The sequence below is a fragment of the Microbacterium sp. genome, from assembly GCF_039812165.1.
Lineage (GTDB): Bacteria > Actinomycetota > Actinomycetes > Actinomycetales > Microbacteriaceae > Microbacterium.
This window is the reverse complement of record NZ_JBDIAB010000055.1, coordinates 1-14,472: the sequence shown is the minus strand read 5'-3', so window position 1 is coordinate 14,472 and position 14,472 is coordinate 1. Positions and strand designations below refer to the sequence as shown.

Below are 14,472 nucleotides of genomic sequence, written 5' to 3'. Positions count from 1 at the left end.
GCGGGCTCAGCGCGAGAGGTAGCGCACGACCGCGAGCACCCTGCGGTGGTCGTCGGCGTCGACTCTCAGCCCGAGGGCGTCGTAGAGGTTCGACGTGTGCTTGACCACGGCCTTCTCGCTGAGCCGGAGGTGCGCGGCGATCCAGGCGTTGCTGCGGCCCTGCGCCATGAACGCGAGCACCTCGCGCTGGCGCGGCGTGAGCTCGCCCACCGCGCGGTCGGCGAGGCCCGCCCTGGCCATGAGCACGGCGACGACCTCCGGGTCGAGCACGGTCTCTCCCGCGACGACGTGGCGCAGGTCGGCGCAGAACGCGTCGATGTCGGCGATGCGCTGCTTGAGGAGGTAGCCGAGGTGCCCGGCGTGGTCGGCGAGGAGGTCGATCGCGTAGCGGCGCTGCACGTGCTGCGAGAGCACCACGATCGGCAGCCCGGGGCGGCTCCGCCGCAGCCGCAGCGCGGCCTGCAGTCCCTCGTCGGTGTGGGTGGGCGGCATCCGGATGTCGGTGACCACGAGGTCGGGACCGTGCCGGTGCACGGCGTCCTCGAGCGTCGCCGCGTCGGCCGTCGCCTCGACGACCGAGAAGCCGCCCTGCTCGAGCACGAGCATCAGCCCGCGTCGCAGGAGCACCTCGTCCTCGCCGATCACCACCCGCATGGCAGCTCCACCCGCAGCCGCGTCCCGGTGCCCGGGGCGCTGTCGATCCGGAATATTCCGCCAACGGCATCTACGCGGTCGGCGAGGCTGCGGAGCCCGCTGCCGGTGCCGGTCAGGGTGGCGTCGCCGGCGCCGTCGTCGCTGATCTCGACGAGCAGCGCGTCCTCGCCGCGGCGCAGCCGGACCGTCGCGCGTCGCGCGCCGGAGTGCTTCACGGCGTTCGACACCGCCTCGGCGACGACGAAGTAGGCGACGCTCTCGATCGGACCCTCCACGCTGCCGTCCGGCACGTCGACGTCCAGCACGACGGGCATCGGCAGCCGATCGGTCAGATCCTCGACCGCGGCCACGAGCCCGCGCTCGATGAGCGCGGACGGCATGACGCCGCGCACGAGGGCGCGCAGGTCCGCCGCCGTGCGGTCGATCTCCTTCCGCAGCGTGATCGCCTGCTCCCGCGTGCTTCCCTGCAGCGTGCCGGCGAGGCGCTGCGCATCGACGGCGAGCAGCACGAGCCGCGCCTGGATGCCGTCGTGCAGATCGGTCGCGATGCGCCGACGCTCGCGGTCGGTGGCGTCGACGACGCGAGCCCGCGAGCGTCGCAACGCGAGCTCGGCCGCCCGGAGCTCCGCCGTCAGACGCTCCCGGTCGACGGCGAGGGCGACGATGTCGCCCGCCTTGCGCACCATCTGCGGGTCGTCGACCAGCTCGGCGTCGTACTCCAGCGCACCGACGTGGCGCCGGTCGATCCGGATCTCGCTGAGTGCGCGACCGGATTCGGGAGCCGGAGCCTCGACCGTGGCACCGTCGGCGTCGAGGTAGCGGTCGTCACCGGCATCCCGGAAGAGGATCCGCAGCGACGGATCGCCGAGCGTGCGCGCGAGCGCGTCGGCGAGCTCGGCCGGCCTTCCCGCCGAGTTCGCGTTCAGCCAGCTGCCGAGCTCGGTCAGCTCACCGGTCCGCGCGAATCGACCGGTGAACAGGCTGACCGCGATCACGACGGGGATGCCGGCGAGCAGGGTCAGCTGGACGATGGAGATGACGTCCGATCCGGCGCCGACGCCCCGCAGGAGCCGCGCGCCGAGCGGCACGAAGATCACGGCGAACGCCCCGTACCCGTACAGCGGCGCGATGACCTTCCGCACCGGCGGGCTCGCGAGTCGCACCCGCGCGATCATGATGACCACGGTCGCGGCCATGACCGCCAGTCCTGACCAGCTCTGCACCTCTTGGGCGACCGCGGCGATGTGCAGGGAGTCGGGGGTGACCGGTCCGACACGGTCGTTCCCGTAGACGTAGAGCGGTATCTGCAGCCCGAGCGAGACGACGTAGCCCGCCGCCGTGACGACGCGCGCCGCCGGCGCGCGCAGCCGGCCCGTCGGAAAGGCGAGGAGCAGGTGCACGGTCACCGCCAGCACCGACGTCGCGAACGCGGCGCCGACCACGACGAGCACGGACGACGTCGCGGTCTCGAAGTTGGCGAGCGCGAGCGCGGCGCCCCCGAGCACGATGAGGAAGCCCATCGCATTGCTCGGACGCCCCCACCACACGAGCAGTCCGACGCCCGTGTAGAGCCAGAACATGACGGTCAGCGCGATGCTCGACGACAGGAAGCCGTCCTCGGTGAGCGCGGCCTGGGCCACGCCGAGCGTCAGCGCGCCGGCGCCGATCAGCCAGAGCGCACGGCGCAGCGAGCGCGTCGGGCCGGAGCGGATCGGGACGGGCGAGGGCATGGCTACACCGCTTCGGTCGCCGTGCGCCGTCGGCCCTCTCGTCGGCCGTGTCGCCGCGATCCAGAGCCGACCCGCAGCGTCGGTACCGCGGGCTCGGCGTCGCCGCACGACACTGCGGCGCCGCTCTCGGGTCGCGGGCTCATGGCGTCATTATGGCGGCATTCCGCCCGCGCCGTCATGTCCGGCGACCGCTCGGCCGTCGGGGGCGACGCTCGTCGGCGTCAGTCGCCCGCCTGCCGGCGCTCGCGGAACGCGAGCTGGTTCATGCGGTTGCCGCAGCGCACGCTGCAGTAGCGCTTCGAGCCGTTGCGCGAGAGATCCACGAGCAGTCCCGCGCAGTCGTCGGCCGCGCACACGCGCAGCCGGCCGGTCTCGTTCGAGCGGATGACGTCGACGAGCGCGAGGGCGCCCTCTACCTCGATCCGCTGCGCGAGCGGCGCGTCGGGGGTGGTCGCGTGCAGGTGCCAGGGCGAGCCGTCGTGACGTGCGAGGCGGGGCAGCGCCCTCGCGTCGGCCAGCATCGCGTTGACCTCGGCGACGGCGGCATCCGTGTCGCCGCGCGCGATCGTGCTCCAGACGAGACGCATGCGGTCGCGCGACGCGCGCACGGCCGCGAGCTCCGCCGCGGTCTCGTCGCGGCTGCCGGAGAACTCCCAACGGTCCAGCAGACCGAGGAGATCGCCCACGGACGCCAGCTCGTCGCCGCCCGATGCGGATGCCGAGACGTCGGTGTTCGCGAACTCGACGGCGAACTCGAGCGACGCTGCCGTGTCAGGGGCAAAATGCAAGTTGACTCCTTATGGAGAAGCTTATAGCGTGATCGAGTCGTCAGGATCGTGAAGTGATCGACCCCTGACAGCCCTCCCTCCGCACGATACCGAGGATTCCGCCGATGCACCGCTCGAAGACCGCCTCCGGTCTGTTCCTCATGGTGCTCGCCGCCCTCGCGTTCGGCACCTCCGGAGCGTTCGTCAAACCGCTGTTCGAGGCGGGATGGACGCCGGCCGCCGGTGTCGCGGCGCGCGGGCTCATCGGCGGCATCCTGATCATGCCGATCGCGCTGATCGTCCTGCGCGGGCGCTGGTCGGCGCTGTGGCACGCGCGGCTGCGCGTGCTCGGGATGGGGCTCGTCGGCGTCGCCGGCACGCAGCTCGCCTATTTCGCCGCCGTGGAGCGGATCCCGGTGAGCACGGCGATCCTGATCGAGTACCTCGCCCCGGTGCTGCTCGTCGCGGTGTCGTGGGCGGTGACGCGGCGGGCGCCGCGAGCGGTCGTCGTCATCGGGTCGGCGATCGCGCTCGGCGGCCTCGTTCTCGTCGTCGCACCCGAGGGCGGCGGCGGGCTCGACGCGCTGGGCCTGCTGTTCGCGGGCATCGCCTGCGTCGGATGCGCGGCCTACTACGTGATCGCCGCCCGCCCGAGCGACGGCCTGCCGCCGGTCGCCCTCGCGGCCGCGGGACTGCTGCTCGGCGGCATCGTGTCGGCGCTCATCGGCCTCGTCGGGCTGGTCCCGTTCGCCGCGCCCACGACGGAGGTCGAGCTGCTCGGGTCGCCGGCGCCGTGGTGGGTGCCGCTCCTCGTCGTCTCGATGGTCGGCACCGGCTTCGCGTACGTCACGAGCATCGTGGCGACCGCGCGACTGGGCTCGCGGCTCGCGTCGTTCGCGGGCCTCCTCGAAGTCGTCGCCGCCGCCGGCTACGCCGCGATCCTCCTGGGCGAGAGCCTCACCGTCTGGCAGCTGGTCGGCGGCGCGCTGATCCTGGTCGGCATCGCGTTCGTGCACGGCGATCGAACGCCCGCCTCGGCGGCCGCGATGCCGCCCGTCGACGAGTCGCCCGGCGTCCCGGTCGCCGCGTCCCCGCGGAGCGGTCGCCCGGAGGAGCGCTGATCCGCGTCTCGACCGGCGCCCCGCCGTCGCGCCTCGTCCGGGTGGGCGATCGGCGCTAGAGGTGTCGCACCCAGCGGCTCCACTCCGGCTGCGGCCCGTAGCCGCGCGACCGCCAGATCGCCTGCCCGCGCGCGTTCGCGTCGAGCACCATCGCGTCGATGCGCGTCGCGCCCAGGTCGCGCAATCGTGATTCGGCACGGTCGAGCAGGGCAGAGCCGATGCCGCGACGCCGGCTGTCCGGGTCGACCGCGAGCCGGTACAGGTGATAGCGCCAGCCGTCGAACCCGGCGATGACCGTGCCGACGATGCGGCCGTCGGCGACCGCGACGATCAGCGCGTCCGGGTCGCGGAGAAGGAGCGCCTCGACCGCGTCCTCGCTGTCGGCGGGGCGACTGTCGTTCTCCCCCGCCTCGGCCCAGAACTCGAGCAGGGCGGGAACCTCGGCCGGTTCGGCGCTGCGATACTCGACGGTGCCCATCCGACCATTCTGCCGCAGCGAGGGGGATGCCACCGGGCGCCGGCTCAGGCGGCGAAGTTCGCCTCGGGCACGCTGAGGGCCCACGCCCCCATGGAGTCGAGCACCGTGCGCAGCCCCGCGCCGAGGTCGGTCAGCTCGTACTCCACGCGGGGCGGGATCTCCGCGTACGCGGTGCGGGTGACGATGCCGTGCGCCTCGAAGCGGCGCAGGCGGTTGGTGAGGGTGTGCGCGCTGATGCCGGGCAGTCCGTTGCGCAGCTCGGTGAACCGGCGCGGCCCGTCGAGGAGCTCGCGGATGATGAGCGCCGCCCACGGGCCGTCCAGCAGCATCAGGAAGCGCGTGACCCCGCAGTCGGGCAAGGGCGCGTCGGTCGTCGTCATGTGCGGAACCTATCACGTTAGTGCACTTGACGTAACCAGTGCACTATGTGCACTAATAGAGGAGCCCGCCGATCCCTCCGATCGCGCCGATCCCTCCGAAGGAGAACACATGACCGTTTCCGAGCTGAGCCAGCTGCCCCTCGCGTTCGCCGAGCGCTTCAACGCGCGCGACGTCGAGGGTCTCCTGGCGCTCAACGCGCCCGGCGCGCTGTTCGTCCCGCAGCCGGGCGTGCCCGTCTCTGGCGACGACGTGCGCGGCGCGCTCGAGCAGTTCCTCTCGCTGCAGCTGCCGATCGCGATGACTCCGCGCCACGCGTTCGAGTCGGGAACGGTCGGGCTCGTCGTCGCCGACTGGACCATCGAGGGCGTCGCGCCCGACGGCTCCCCCGTCTCGCTGGCCGGGCAGACCGCCGACGTCGCCGTGCACGACGAGGCCGGCGGCTGGCGGTACGCGATCGACAACCCGTTCGGCACCGCCTGAGCCGACGGACGGCGCGGGTCGGACGGCATCGTCCGACCCCGTCACCGTTCCACGGCAGATCGTGCTCAGCCGCGCGCCGCGATGCCGAGCTGGGCGAGCGCCGCGTCCGCGCCGCGCACGGCGATGGTCCAGTCCGGCCGCACGAACTCGTCCGCGGCGAGCCGCAGGCGCTGCTCGTCGACCGGCTCGCCGGGCCGCGGCGCCACGCGCGAGACGCCGTTGAGTCGGTAGCCCAGCTTGCGCGAGACCCCGAGCGAGGCCTCGTTCCACGAGGCGGCGCTCGACTCTGCCCACAGCGCGCCGAGGTGGTCGAACGCGAACTGGAGCAGGGCCGCGCGCATCTCGGTGCCGATTCCGCTCCCCTGCGCCCGCCGCGTGAGCCAGGAGCCCGTGCCGACCGTCCGGCGGTTGGCGAGGTCGGTGGCGGACAGATCCTGCGCACCGACGACGACGCCGTCGAGCAGCACGGCGAACGCGACCGTCCAGCTCTCCGGAGCGACGCGCGTGCGCAGCCCCCACTGGTAGGCGGCGAGGTTGCGGGCGAGCTCGTCCGGCTCGGCGTCCGTCCACGGCGCGCCGAACGGGGTGCGGTCACGATCGTGGATGCCGTCGAGCGCGGCCTGCACGAGCCCGGGCAGATCGGCGTCGCGCACGGGCCGCAGCAGCAGCCGCGGCGTCTCGATCTCGAGGCCGAACAACGGCCAGACGTCCTCCAGGTCCATCCCGCGACCCTATCGCCTGCCGCGGATCGCCCGGCTGCGGACTCAGCGGCGCGGCGTCCAGCCCGGCGGCAGCGGGCCGTCGATCAGGGCGCGCTCGCGATCGGATGCGGCGGACCAGCCCTGCGCGGCATCCTTCCCGTCGAACGCGCCCCGCGCGAGACGGAGGCCGAGGTCGTCGTGGTGCATGCGCGGCGCCCCGCCGCGGCGCACGCCCGCGCGCACGCTCCACGCGTCGTCCGCGAACCCGCCGCCGCGGAACACGCGGTAGTCGCCGTAGCGGGCGGGATCGAGGAGGTCCCAGCACCACTCCCACACGTTGCCGAGCGTGTCGAACAGGCCGTTGAGGTTCGGATGCCGGCCGCCGACGTCCTGCGGCGTCGTCACCCCGTCGGCGGCGGTCCAGGCCACCTCGGCGAGCGGACCGTAGTGCGGACCGGTCGAGCCGGCGCGGCAGGCGAACTCCCACTCCGCCTCGGTGGGGAGGCGATAGCCGTCGGCGTCGACGTGCCACGTGACGTCCTCGCCCTCGAACGTGTAGACCGGATCGAGCCCCTCCCACTCCGACGCGGCGTTGCAGACGCGGATCGCACGGAGCCAGCTCACGTCGGTCGCGGGCCGGCGCGGGTGGGACGCCGTCTCGCCGAGCAGCTCCGCCAGCTGCCCCTGGGTCAGCGCGAAGACGCCGATCCGGAACGGCTCGAGCGCGACCGTGCGGTGCGTGCGCCGGCGGGCGTCGTGGAGGGTGACGGTGCCCGCGCCGATGTCCGCGAGCTCGATGTCCGTCACATCACGAGCGTAGCGACCTGTCGCCCGGCGCCGGCTCACTGCCTCCCGGTCGAGTCACCGTGCACCAGCGCAGTGACCGGGAGCTCGGGCAGTGACTCGCGTCAGAGTGCAGGGGGAAGAGCGGCGGCCTTGCCGCGCAGCACCGCCTGCTGCGCCTCGTTCGGGGTGAGGGATGCCGCGGCCTCGAACTCCGTGCGCGCCTCCGCGACGCGCCCGAGCTGCGCCAGCAGCTCGCCGCGGACGCTCGGCAGCAGGTGCGAGCCGCGCAGCGCGCCGCCCGCGGCGATCTCGTCGACGATGCGCAGAGCGGTCGCCGGCCCGGTCGCCATCGAGACCGCGACGGCGCGGTTGAGGTCGACGATCGGGTTCGGGGCGAGTCGGCCGAGCGCCTCGTACAGCAGGACGATCCGCTCCCAGTCGGTCGCCTCGACGCTCGCGGCGACCGCATGGCACTCCGCGATGCCGGCCTGCAGCGCGTAGGGCCCGCGTCCGACGCGGCGAGCGCGGGCCTCGGCATCCGCCCTCTGCAGGGCCGCACGGCCGCGCGCGATCTGCCCGCGGTCCCATCGGGATCGGTCCTGGTCGGCGAGCAGCACCGGCTCGCCCGCGGCGGTCTCGCGCGCGGCGAACCGCGACCGCTGCAGCTCCATGAGCGCGACCAGCCCGTGCACCTCCGGCTCGCGCGGCATGAGGCCCGCGAGCACGCGCCCGAGCCGCAGCGCCTCGTCGGCGAGGTCGGGCCGCGTCCACCGTGCGCCCGCGGTGGCGGCGTACCCCTCGGTGAAGATCAGGTACACGACGCCGAGCACGCCGGCCAGGCGCGCCCGCCACTCCGGCGGGTCGGGCGTCTCGAACGGCACCTCCGCGGCGGCGAGCGTCTTCTTCGCCCGGGTGATGCGCGCCTGCACCGTGGCGACCGGCACGAGCAGCATGCGCGCGATCTCGGTCGTCGAGAGCCCGCCGACGACGCGGAGCGTGAGCGCGACCTGCGACTCGCGCGACAGCGCCGGGTGGCAGGCGGTGAACACGAGCCGCAGCAGGTCGTCGTCGATCGGCTGCCAGTCGAGGTCGGATGCCTCGGCGAGCCCGTGCGCGATCTCGCGATGCCGCTCGTCCAGGCGCGCCCGCCGCCGCCACGCGTCGATCGCGCGTCGCTTGGCGACGGCGGTGAGCCACGCGCCGGCGTTCGACGGGACGCCCTGTTCGGGCCAGGTCTGGAGGGCCTCGGCGAGCGCCTCCTGGGCGACGTCCTCCGCGAGGCCGAAGTCGCCGGTCGTCTTGGCGAGCGCCGCGACGATGCGCGCCCCCTCGATGCGCCAGACGGCCTCGACCGCGCGGTGGACGTCGAGGGCCATCAGTTCGTCCCGAGCTCCTCGCGCCAGCCGGCCTCCTTCTTGATGTACTCGTTGTCGGCGAAGTCGGCGAAGTCGCTCTCGTCGGTCACGCGCCGCACCTCGAGCTTCGACCCGGGGCCCAGCGGGCAGCGCTTGGCCCACTCCAGGGCCTCTTCGGCGGTCGCGGTCTGCAGGATCCAGAACCCGTTGAACAGCTCGTGGATCTCCCCGTAGGGGCCGTCCGAGACGATCGGGGTCTCGCCCGAGAAGTCGACGACGTAGCCCGGCTCGGGGGCCAGACCGTCGCCCGCGACCATGACGCCGGCCTTGATGAGCTGCTCGTTGTAGGCGCCCATCGCGTTGATGACCGCCTCGAAGTCCATCTCGGCGAAGGCGTCCGCGGCCTCCTGGGTGGCCCGCATGATCAGCATGTGCTTCATCTGTTCTTCTCCTCGTCGGGGGTGCCCTCTGCACCCTCTCACACTCACGTCGAACGGGGAGCGGAGAAATCGACATCGGCCGCGAGCTGGTTTCGTCTCTCGCGCGACGGTGGGTACGGTGGCATCCGTGTCTCGCGTCGAATCCCCCGCCTCGGCCGGCCCGGGCGCCCGCGCCTGGCTGATCTGGACCGTCGGAGTCGCCGCCTACGTGCTGGCGATCACCAACCGCACCTCGCTCGCCGCGGCGGGTGTGGAGGCCGCGACCCGGTTCGAGGCGGATGCCGCGACGCTCTCGATGTTCGCGGTCGTGCAGCTCGCGATGTACGGCGGCATGCAGATCCCGGTGGGCGTGCTGCTCGACCGCTACGGCTCCCGACCGATCATGACGATCGGCATGGTGCTGATGGCGGCCGGCCAGCTCACGATGGCGCTGTCGCCGAGCGTCGGCGTCGCGCTCATCGCGCGCGTGCTGCTCGGCGCCGGCGACGCGGCGGTCTTCCCCAGCGTGCTGCGCCTCATCGCGACCTGGTTCCCCGCGCAGCGCGGACCCATGATGGTCCAGCTCACCGGCATCATCGGTCAGGCGGGTCAGCTGGTGGCGCTCATCCCGCTGGCGGCGCTCCTGCACGCCACGACCTGGTCGATCGCGTTCGGCAGCGTCGCGGGCCTCGGGGTGCTGTTCGCGGTGCTGGTCTTCGCGCTCATCCGCAACCATCCGCCGTCGGTGGGCCGCGACGTGACGATCAACACCGACACCGGCTCCATCGAGGTGGTGACCTCGGCGATCCAGGTCGAGCCCGGCGGCATCCGCGCCGCCTGGGCGCACCCGGGCACACGGCTCGCGTTCTGGTCCCACTTCACGACGCCGTTCGCCGGCACCGCCTTCATCCTGCTGTGGGGCATGCCCTTCCTCACCGCCGGCGAAGGACGCTCCTCCGCCGAGGCCGCCGCGATCACCGCGACGTACGTCATCGCCGGAATGGCCCTGGGACCGGTCATGGGAGACCTCTCGCGCCGCATCCCGAACCGCCGTTCGCGCGCGCTCGTCCTCCCGTCCGTCGCGCTGCAGGCGGTGGTGTGGCTCGTCGTGGTGGCCTGGCCTGAGCCGGCGCCGCTGTGGCTGCTGTACGTGCTCGCGGTGGCGCTCGCCACGGGCGGTCCCGCATCCATGATCGCGTTCGACCACGCCCGCACGCACAATCCGAGCCATCGCCTCAGCACGGCCACCGGGGTGACGAACGCCGGCGGCTTCTTCGCCGCGCTCATCGCGATCTTCCTGATCGGCCTGGCGCTCGACCTGCAGGGCGCCGGCACGCCCGACACCTACCGGCTCGACGCGTTCCGCGTGGCCTTCCTGACGCTCGTGCCGCTGTGGCTGATCGGCTCGATCTTCATCGTCGTGGAGCGCAAGCGCACGCGCGTCCACGTGGGCATCGACGAGCCGCGTCGCGGCCGCCACTGATCCCGCGGCCCCAGTGGCCCGCGCCGACGCCTCGATCGACGTCGGTCGCGATTTGCATAAGCAGATTATGTATAATCGCCTTATGGACATGGATGCCACGACCGCCGAGACCGCCGACGACACCGTCATCCGCTTCACCCTCGTCGTCGAGCGCATCGTCCGCCACCTGCGCGCGGTCACCGCGACGGCGGGCATGTCGTCGGCGGCCGCGTCCGTGCTGGCGCGACTGCGCGACTCGGGGCCGCAGCGCGTCACCGACCTCGCGCGCAGCGAGGGCGTGTCGCAGCCGGCGATGACCCAGCTCGCCGACCGGCTCGTGACCGAGGGCCATGCCGTGCGCGCACCGTCGGCCGACGATCGGCGCGCCGTGCTCATCGACGTCACCGCGAGCGGACTGGCGGCGCTCGAGCAGCGCCACGTCGACCGCGTCGCCCGGCTCGAGGCGGTCATGGCCGAGCTCGGCGAGGACGACCGCGCGGCGCTCGCCGCGGCGCTCCCCGCGCTCGAGCGGCTGGTCGACGTGGCCGCCGACCGCACGTGACGCCTCGCACCTCCCCTTCCCCACAGCTCTGCACGACAAGAGAGGAGCGTTCCGAGTGGACGCGACACACGGCTCCGGTTCGAGCCTGCTGAGACAACCCCGCGCGGTCTGGGCCGTCGCGTTCGCGTGCGTGATCTCCTTCATGGGGATCGGCCTCGTCGACCCGATCCTGCCGGCCCTCGCCGAGGGGCTGGAGGCCTCGCCCGCCCAGGTCTCCCTGCTGTTCACGAGCTATCTGCTGGTCACGGCGATCGCGATGCTCGGCGTCGGATGGGTCTCGAGCCGCATCGGCTCGAAGTCGTCGCTCGTCGTCGGCCTCGCCCTGATCGTGGTGTTCGCGGCGCTCGCGGGCGCCTCCGACACCGTCGCCGGCGTCATCGGCTTCCGCGGCGGGTGGGGCCTGGGGAACGCCCTGTTCATCGCGACGAGCCTCGCCGTGATCGTGGCATCCGCCCGCGGCGGGTTCTCCGGCGCGATCGTGCTGTACGAGGCCGCGCTCGGACTCGGCATCGCCGCGGGGCCCCTCCTCGGCGGCCTCCTCGGCTCGATCAGCTGGCGGGGCCCGTTCTTCGGCGTCGCCGTGCTGATGGCGCTCGCGCTCGTCGCGACGCTGCTGTTCGTGCCGAAGCTGCCCAAGCCCGCGCAGAAGCTGCCGCTGCGCGCGCCGCTCGTCGCGCTCAAGCACCGGGGCCTGCTCACGATGGGCATCGTCGCGCTGCTCTACAACTGGGGCTTCTTCACGATGCTCGGCTACGCGCCGTACCCGATGCACCTCGAGGCGATGCAGCTCGGCCTGGTCTTCACCGGCTGGGGGCTGCTGGTCGCGATCTTCGCCGTGCTCCTCGCACCGATGCTGCAGCGCCGCTTCGGCACCGCCGCCGTGCTGTACGCCAACCTCCTGGGCCTCGGCGTGATCATGGTCGTCATCGCGATGAACATCGACCACCCGACGGTGGTCGTCGTCGCGGTCATCGCGAGCGGCGCCTTCATCGGCATCAACAACACGCTGACCACGCAGGCGGTCATGATGGTCTCGCCCGTCGAGCGATCGGTGGCGTCCTCCGCGTACGGCTTCGTGCGCTTCCTCGGCGGCGGCCTGGCGCCGTTCGTCGCGGGCAAGATCGCCGAGGCGACCGGCGAGAGCATGTCGTTCCTCGTGGGCGCGATCGCGTTCCTCATCGCCATCCCGGTCCTGGCATCCGGTCATCGGTTCATCGCCGCGGCCGAGAAGGCGGCCGAGCAGGATGCCGGTGAGACCGTCTCCACGTCCGCCGTCGAGGTCATCCGCCCGATCGGCGCCTCCACGACGCCGCCCGTCGTGGTCGCGGTGGGCTCCCGCGCGTCGGCGTTCGCGGTCGTGGACGAGGCCGCCGAGATCGCCCGTCGCGAGGGCGCGCCGCTGGAGCTCGTGCACGTGCGCGTGACGACCGTGGTCGCCGACCTCGCGATCACCCCGGAGTCCGAGGAGGACGCGGCCGAGGCGATCCGCCGTCAGGTCGAGCGCCTCGAGGGCACGGGCCTGCCGGTGCGGGGCCTGCTGCTGCACAGCCTCGGCGACCGCGGCGCGACCGCCGCCGCCCTGGCCCGGCACGCGCAGAGCGTCGGGGCCAGCACGTTCGTGATCGGCCGCGCCGCCGGCGACTACCTCTCGAAGCCCCTGCTGGCGGCCTTCGAGGGCGCCCCGCAGAAGCTCGTCATGGTCGAGGCCGACACGGTCGGGACGTGACGCCGGTCACGTCGTCTGATCCGGCCCGCTGATCGCCCGGTCGGGTGTCGGGGCGTCTCGCGGCCACAGCAGGAGCACGGCGGCGACCGCGATCGCCGCACCGATGAGCGTGTCGACGAGGCGGTGCGCGGCCCACTCGGTCACCGCGCCATGGGGCAGCCCGATGATCATGATCGCGCCGAACGCGTTCAGCGCGGCGCCGACGACGGGAAGGCGCTCCTGGCAGGCGACGCCGGTCAGGAGCGCCGCCGCCGCGAGCGCGGCGAGCACGAGCGACGGCAGGAACAGGGCGAGCAGGCCCGTCGCGACGACGCCGAGGACGGTCCCCACCACGCGCGTCACCGTGATCGCCAGCGGCGGCTTGCCGGTGGGCAGCAGGATCGCGAACGTGGCGAAGAAGATCCAGTAGGCGTCCTGTCCGCCGATCACGCCGAACATGAGCACCGAGAGCGACAGCGGCACCGCGCGACGGATGCCGTCGTGGAACGACTCGTCGCGGGTCCGGACCGATCGGGCGAGCTGGGCTCCCAGCGACTCGGGCTGCTTCGGCGGCAGCGACTGCCGCCCCTTCGCGCGCACGAGGCCCGACAGCAGCGCCAGGACGAGGCCGATCAGCACTCCGCACAGCACCGTGAGGAGGAGTCCTCCCGTTCTGCCCGCCTCGTCGTGCCGGAGGATCCGGATCGACGCGGTCAGCACGAACGCGAACGACGCCACGAGGCCCAGCGCCCCGCCGAGAGGTCCGGTCCCGGCCAGGAGCGACGCCACGAAGATGACGACGCCCAGCGCGAGGGCCGCCGCCCACGGCACGGGGCTCGTCACGACGCCGAGCGATGCCGCGATCAGGATCGCCGCGGCCGCGAGGGTCGCCGCGAAGCCGGCCACCCGGCCGGGCACCCGCGCCGAGATGCCCGCGGTGAGCCCGGCGCACAGGCCTCCGAAGACCGCGGCGATCGGCCCGGTGAACAGGAGGCACACGGCGGTCCCGGCCACCATGCCCGTGGCGATGTGCAGGGCGAACGAGATGTGCCACGGGGCATCCGTCGCCCGGAACAGTCGTCTCCAGTCCCGCGGCGCGCTCATGACCGCGCCGCCACGGTCAGCCAGTCGCCGTGCTTCGGCGCACGCCCGTCGCCCGACGAGGTGCGCGTGAGGCGCCGGCGCACCCACGGGCCGAGGTGCTCGCGGACGTAGGCGCGGCGGTCGAGCGGATCGGTCTCGGGCGACGCGTCGAGCGACCACCAGCCCTCGGGCACGCGCTCGCCCAGCGCGGCGAGGACGCGCGCCGCCACGCGATGGTGACCGCGGGCGTTCATGTGCAGCCGATCGGCCGACCAGTACGACGGGTGCGAGAGCTCGCGGTCGGGCCAGTTGAGCGCGCGGATCACGTCGGGCCGCCCGATCGTGCGCGCGAGCACCGCGGCCGACAGCTCGTCGCCCCGGCGCTGGATCATGGCCCCGAGCGGCAGCTGCGCCGACGGGTTCGCCCCCGACAGCAGCACGAACTGCACGCCCTCCTGGTCGCAGCGGCGCAGCACGTGCGAGAACGCCGCGGCCAGGTGCGGGATCGACGCGCGAGGCCGGAGCATGTCGTTGCCGCCGCCGTTGAACGAGAGATGCGTGGGCTTCAGCGCGAGCGCGGGCTCGAGCTGCTGTTCGACGATCGGCCACACGAGCCTGCCGCGGATCGCGAGGTTCGCGTACTCGATGCTCTCGCCGCGCGAGGCCGCCCAGCCCTGCGCGACGAGGTCGGCCCACCCGCGCACGGTGCCGTCCGGCAGCTCGTCGCCGACGCCCTCGGTGAACGAGTCGCCGATGGCGACGAAGCGAACGGATGCCACGGCCACAGC

General features: G+C 73.2%; 16 protein-coding genes. 5 read left to right on the top strand and 11 right to left on the bottom strand.

Translation table 11 applies throughout. The features are described 5' to 3' along the window. Window positions 1-6: 6 nt before the first annotated feature. The 3 genes from WML84_RS06665 to WML84_RS06655 all read right to left on the bottom strand — a co-directional run bounded on the left by WML84_RS06665 (window position 7) and on the right by WML84_RS06655 (window position 3,172). Complete coding sequence (locus WML84_RS06665; RefSeq protein WP_347345361.1) at window positions 7-654, bottom strand: response regulator transcription factor; 648 nt, start codon at window positions 652-654, stop codon at window positions 7-9. Then, the gene (locus tag WML84_RS06660; protein WP_347345360.1) at window positions 642-2,384 is read right to left on the bottom strand and encodes an ATP-binding protein; all 1,743 of its coding nucleotides are present in this window, start codon (window positions 2,382-2,384) and stop codon (window positions 642-644) included. Before WML84_RS06660 ends, WML84_RS06665 begins: the two co-directional genes overlap by 13 nt. Before the next feature lie 221 nt (window positions 2,385-2,605). Then, window positions 2,606-3,172, bottom strand: coding sequence for a CGNR zinc finger domain-containing protein (locus WML84_RS06655; protein ID WP_347345359.1), 567 nt, complete (start codon window positions 3,170-3,172; stop codon window positions 2,606-2,608). Between the two features lie 104 nt (window positions 3,173-3,276). Between WML84_RS06655 and WML84_RS06650 the strand changes: the two genes are divergently transcribed. Next, on the top strand, window positions 3,277-4,272 hold the full coding sequence (locus WML84_RS06650) for a DMT family transporter (RefSeq protein ID WP_347345358.1): 996 nt from the start codon (window positions 3,277-3,279) through the stop codon (window positions 4,270-4,272). 55 nt (window positions 4,273-4,327) lie between these two features. On the opposite strand, the gene WML84_RS06645 is transcribed toward WML84_RS06650, so the two are convergent. Then, on the bottom strand, window positions 4,328-4,783 hold the full coding sequence (locus WML84_RS06645; protein ID WP_347345357.1) for a GNAT family N-acetyltransferase: 456 nt from the start codon (window positions 4,781-4,783) through the stop codon (window positions 4,328-4,330). Window positions 4,784-4,794: 11 nt separating this feature from the next. Beyond that, window positions 4,795-5,130, bottom strand: coding sequence for a helix-turn-helix domain-containing protein (locus tag WML84_RS06640; RefSeq protein ID WP_347345356.1), 336 nt, complete (start codon window positions 5,128-5,130; stop codon window positions 4,795-4,797). A gap of 109 nt (window positions 5,131-5,239) precedes the next feature. On the opposite strand from WML84_RS06640, the gene WML84_RS06635 reads away from it, so the two are divergent. After that, window positions 5,240-5,611: a nuclear transport factor 2 family protein gene (locus WML84_RS06635; RefSeq protein ID WP_347345355.1), complete on the top strand. Its 372-nt coding sequence runs from the start codon at window positions 5,240-5,242 to the stop codon at window positions 5,609-5,611. 65 nt (window positions 5,612-5,676) lie between these two features. On the opposite strand, the gene WML84_RS06630 is transcribed toward WML84_RS06635, so the two are convergent. From WML84_RS06630 to WML84_RS06615, 4 genes are all read right to left on the bottom strand, one after another. Further along, entirely contained in the window at window positions 5,677-6,333 is a 657-nt protein-coding gene (locus WML84_RS06630) for a GNAT family protein (RefSeq protein ID WP_347345354.1), read from the bottom strand. Between the two features lie 42 nt (window positions 6,334-6,375). Then, on the bottom strand, window positions 6,376-7,119 hold the full coding sequence (locus WML84_RS06625; protein ID WP_347345353.1) for an SUMF1/EgtB/PvdO family nonheme iron enzyme: 744 nt from the start codon (window positions 7,117-7,119) through the stop codon (window positions 6,376-6,378). Between the two features lie 101 nt (window positions 7,120-7,220). Then, window positions 7,221-8,474 carry an RNA polymerase sigma factor gene (locus WML84_RS06620; RefSeq protein WP_347345352.1) on the bottom strand — a complete coding sequence of 418 codons (1,254 nt, stop codon included), beginning with the start codon at window positions 8,472-8,474 and terminating at the stop codon, window positions 7,221-7,223. Then, complete coding sequence (locus WML84_RS06615; RefSeq protein ID WP_347345351.1) at window positions 8,474-8,893, bottom strand: YciI family protein; 420 nt, start codon at window positions 8,891-8,893, stop codon at window positions 8,474-8,476. Before WML84_RS06615 ends, WML84_RS06620 begins: the two co-directional genes overlap by 1 nt. A 127-nt stretch (window positions 8,894-9,020) precedes the next feature. Here WML84_RS06615 and WML84_RS06610 point away from each other — a divergent pair, with 127 nt between their 5' ends. From WML84_RS06610 to WML84_RS06600, 3 genes are all read left to right on the top strand, one after another. Then, window positions 9,021-10,355 (top strand): MFS transporter, encoded by a 1,335-nt coding sequence (locus WML84_RS06610; RefSeq protein ID WP_347345350.1) that lies wholly within the window; start codon window positions 9,021-9,023, stop codon window positions 10,353-10,355. 88 nt (window positions 10,356-10,443) lie between these two features. After that, the gene (locus WML84_RS06605; protein ID WP_347345349.1) at window positions 10,444-10,896 is read left to right on the top strand and encodes a MarR family transcriptional regulator; all 453 of its coding nucleotides are present in this window, start codon (window positions 10,444-10,446) and stop codon (window positions 10,894-10,896) included. Window positions 10,897-10,951: 55 nt separating this feature from the next. Next, on the top strand, window positions 10,952-12,622 hold the full coding sequence (locus tag WML84_RS06600) for an MFS transporter (protein ID WP_347345348.1): 1,671 nt from the start codon (window positions 10,952-10,954) through the stop codon (window positions 12,620-12,622). A gap of 6 nt (window positions 12,623-12,628) precedes the next feature. On the opposite strand, the gene WML84_RS06595 is transcribed toward WML84_RS06600, so the two are convergent. Together WML84_RS06595 and WML84_RS06590 are read right to left on the bottom strand one after the other, a co-directional pair. Next, a complete protein-coding gene (locus WML84_RS06595; RefSeq protein ID WP_347345347.1) occupies window positions 12,629-13,705 on the bottom strand; it encodes an FUSC family protein in 1,077 nt (358 codons plus the stop codon). After that, the gene (locus WML84_RS06590; protein WP_347345362.1) at window positions 13,702-14,463 is read right to left on the bottom strand and encodes an SGNH/GDSL hydrolase family protein; all 762 of its coding nucleotides are present in this window, start codon (window positions 14,461-14,463) and stop codon (window positions 13,702-13,704) included. The genes WML84_RS06595 and WML84_RS06590 overlap by 4 nt, the downstream gene beginning before the upstream one ends. Window positions 14,464-14,472: the final 9 nt, after the last annotated feature.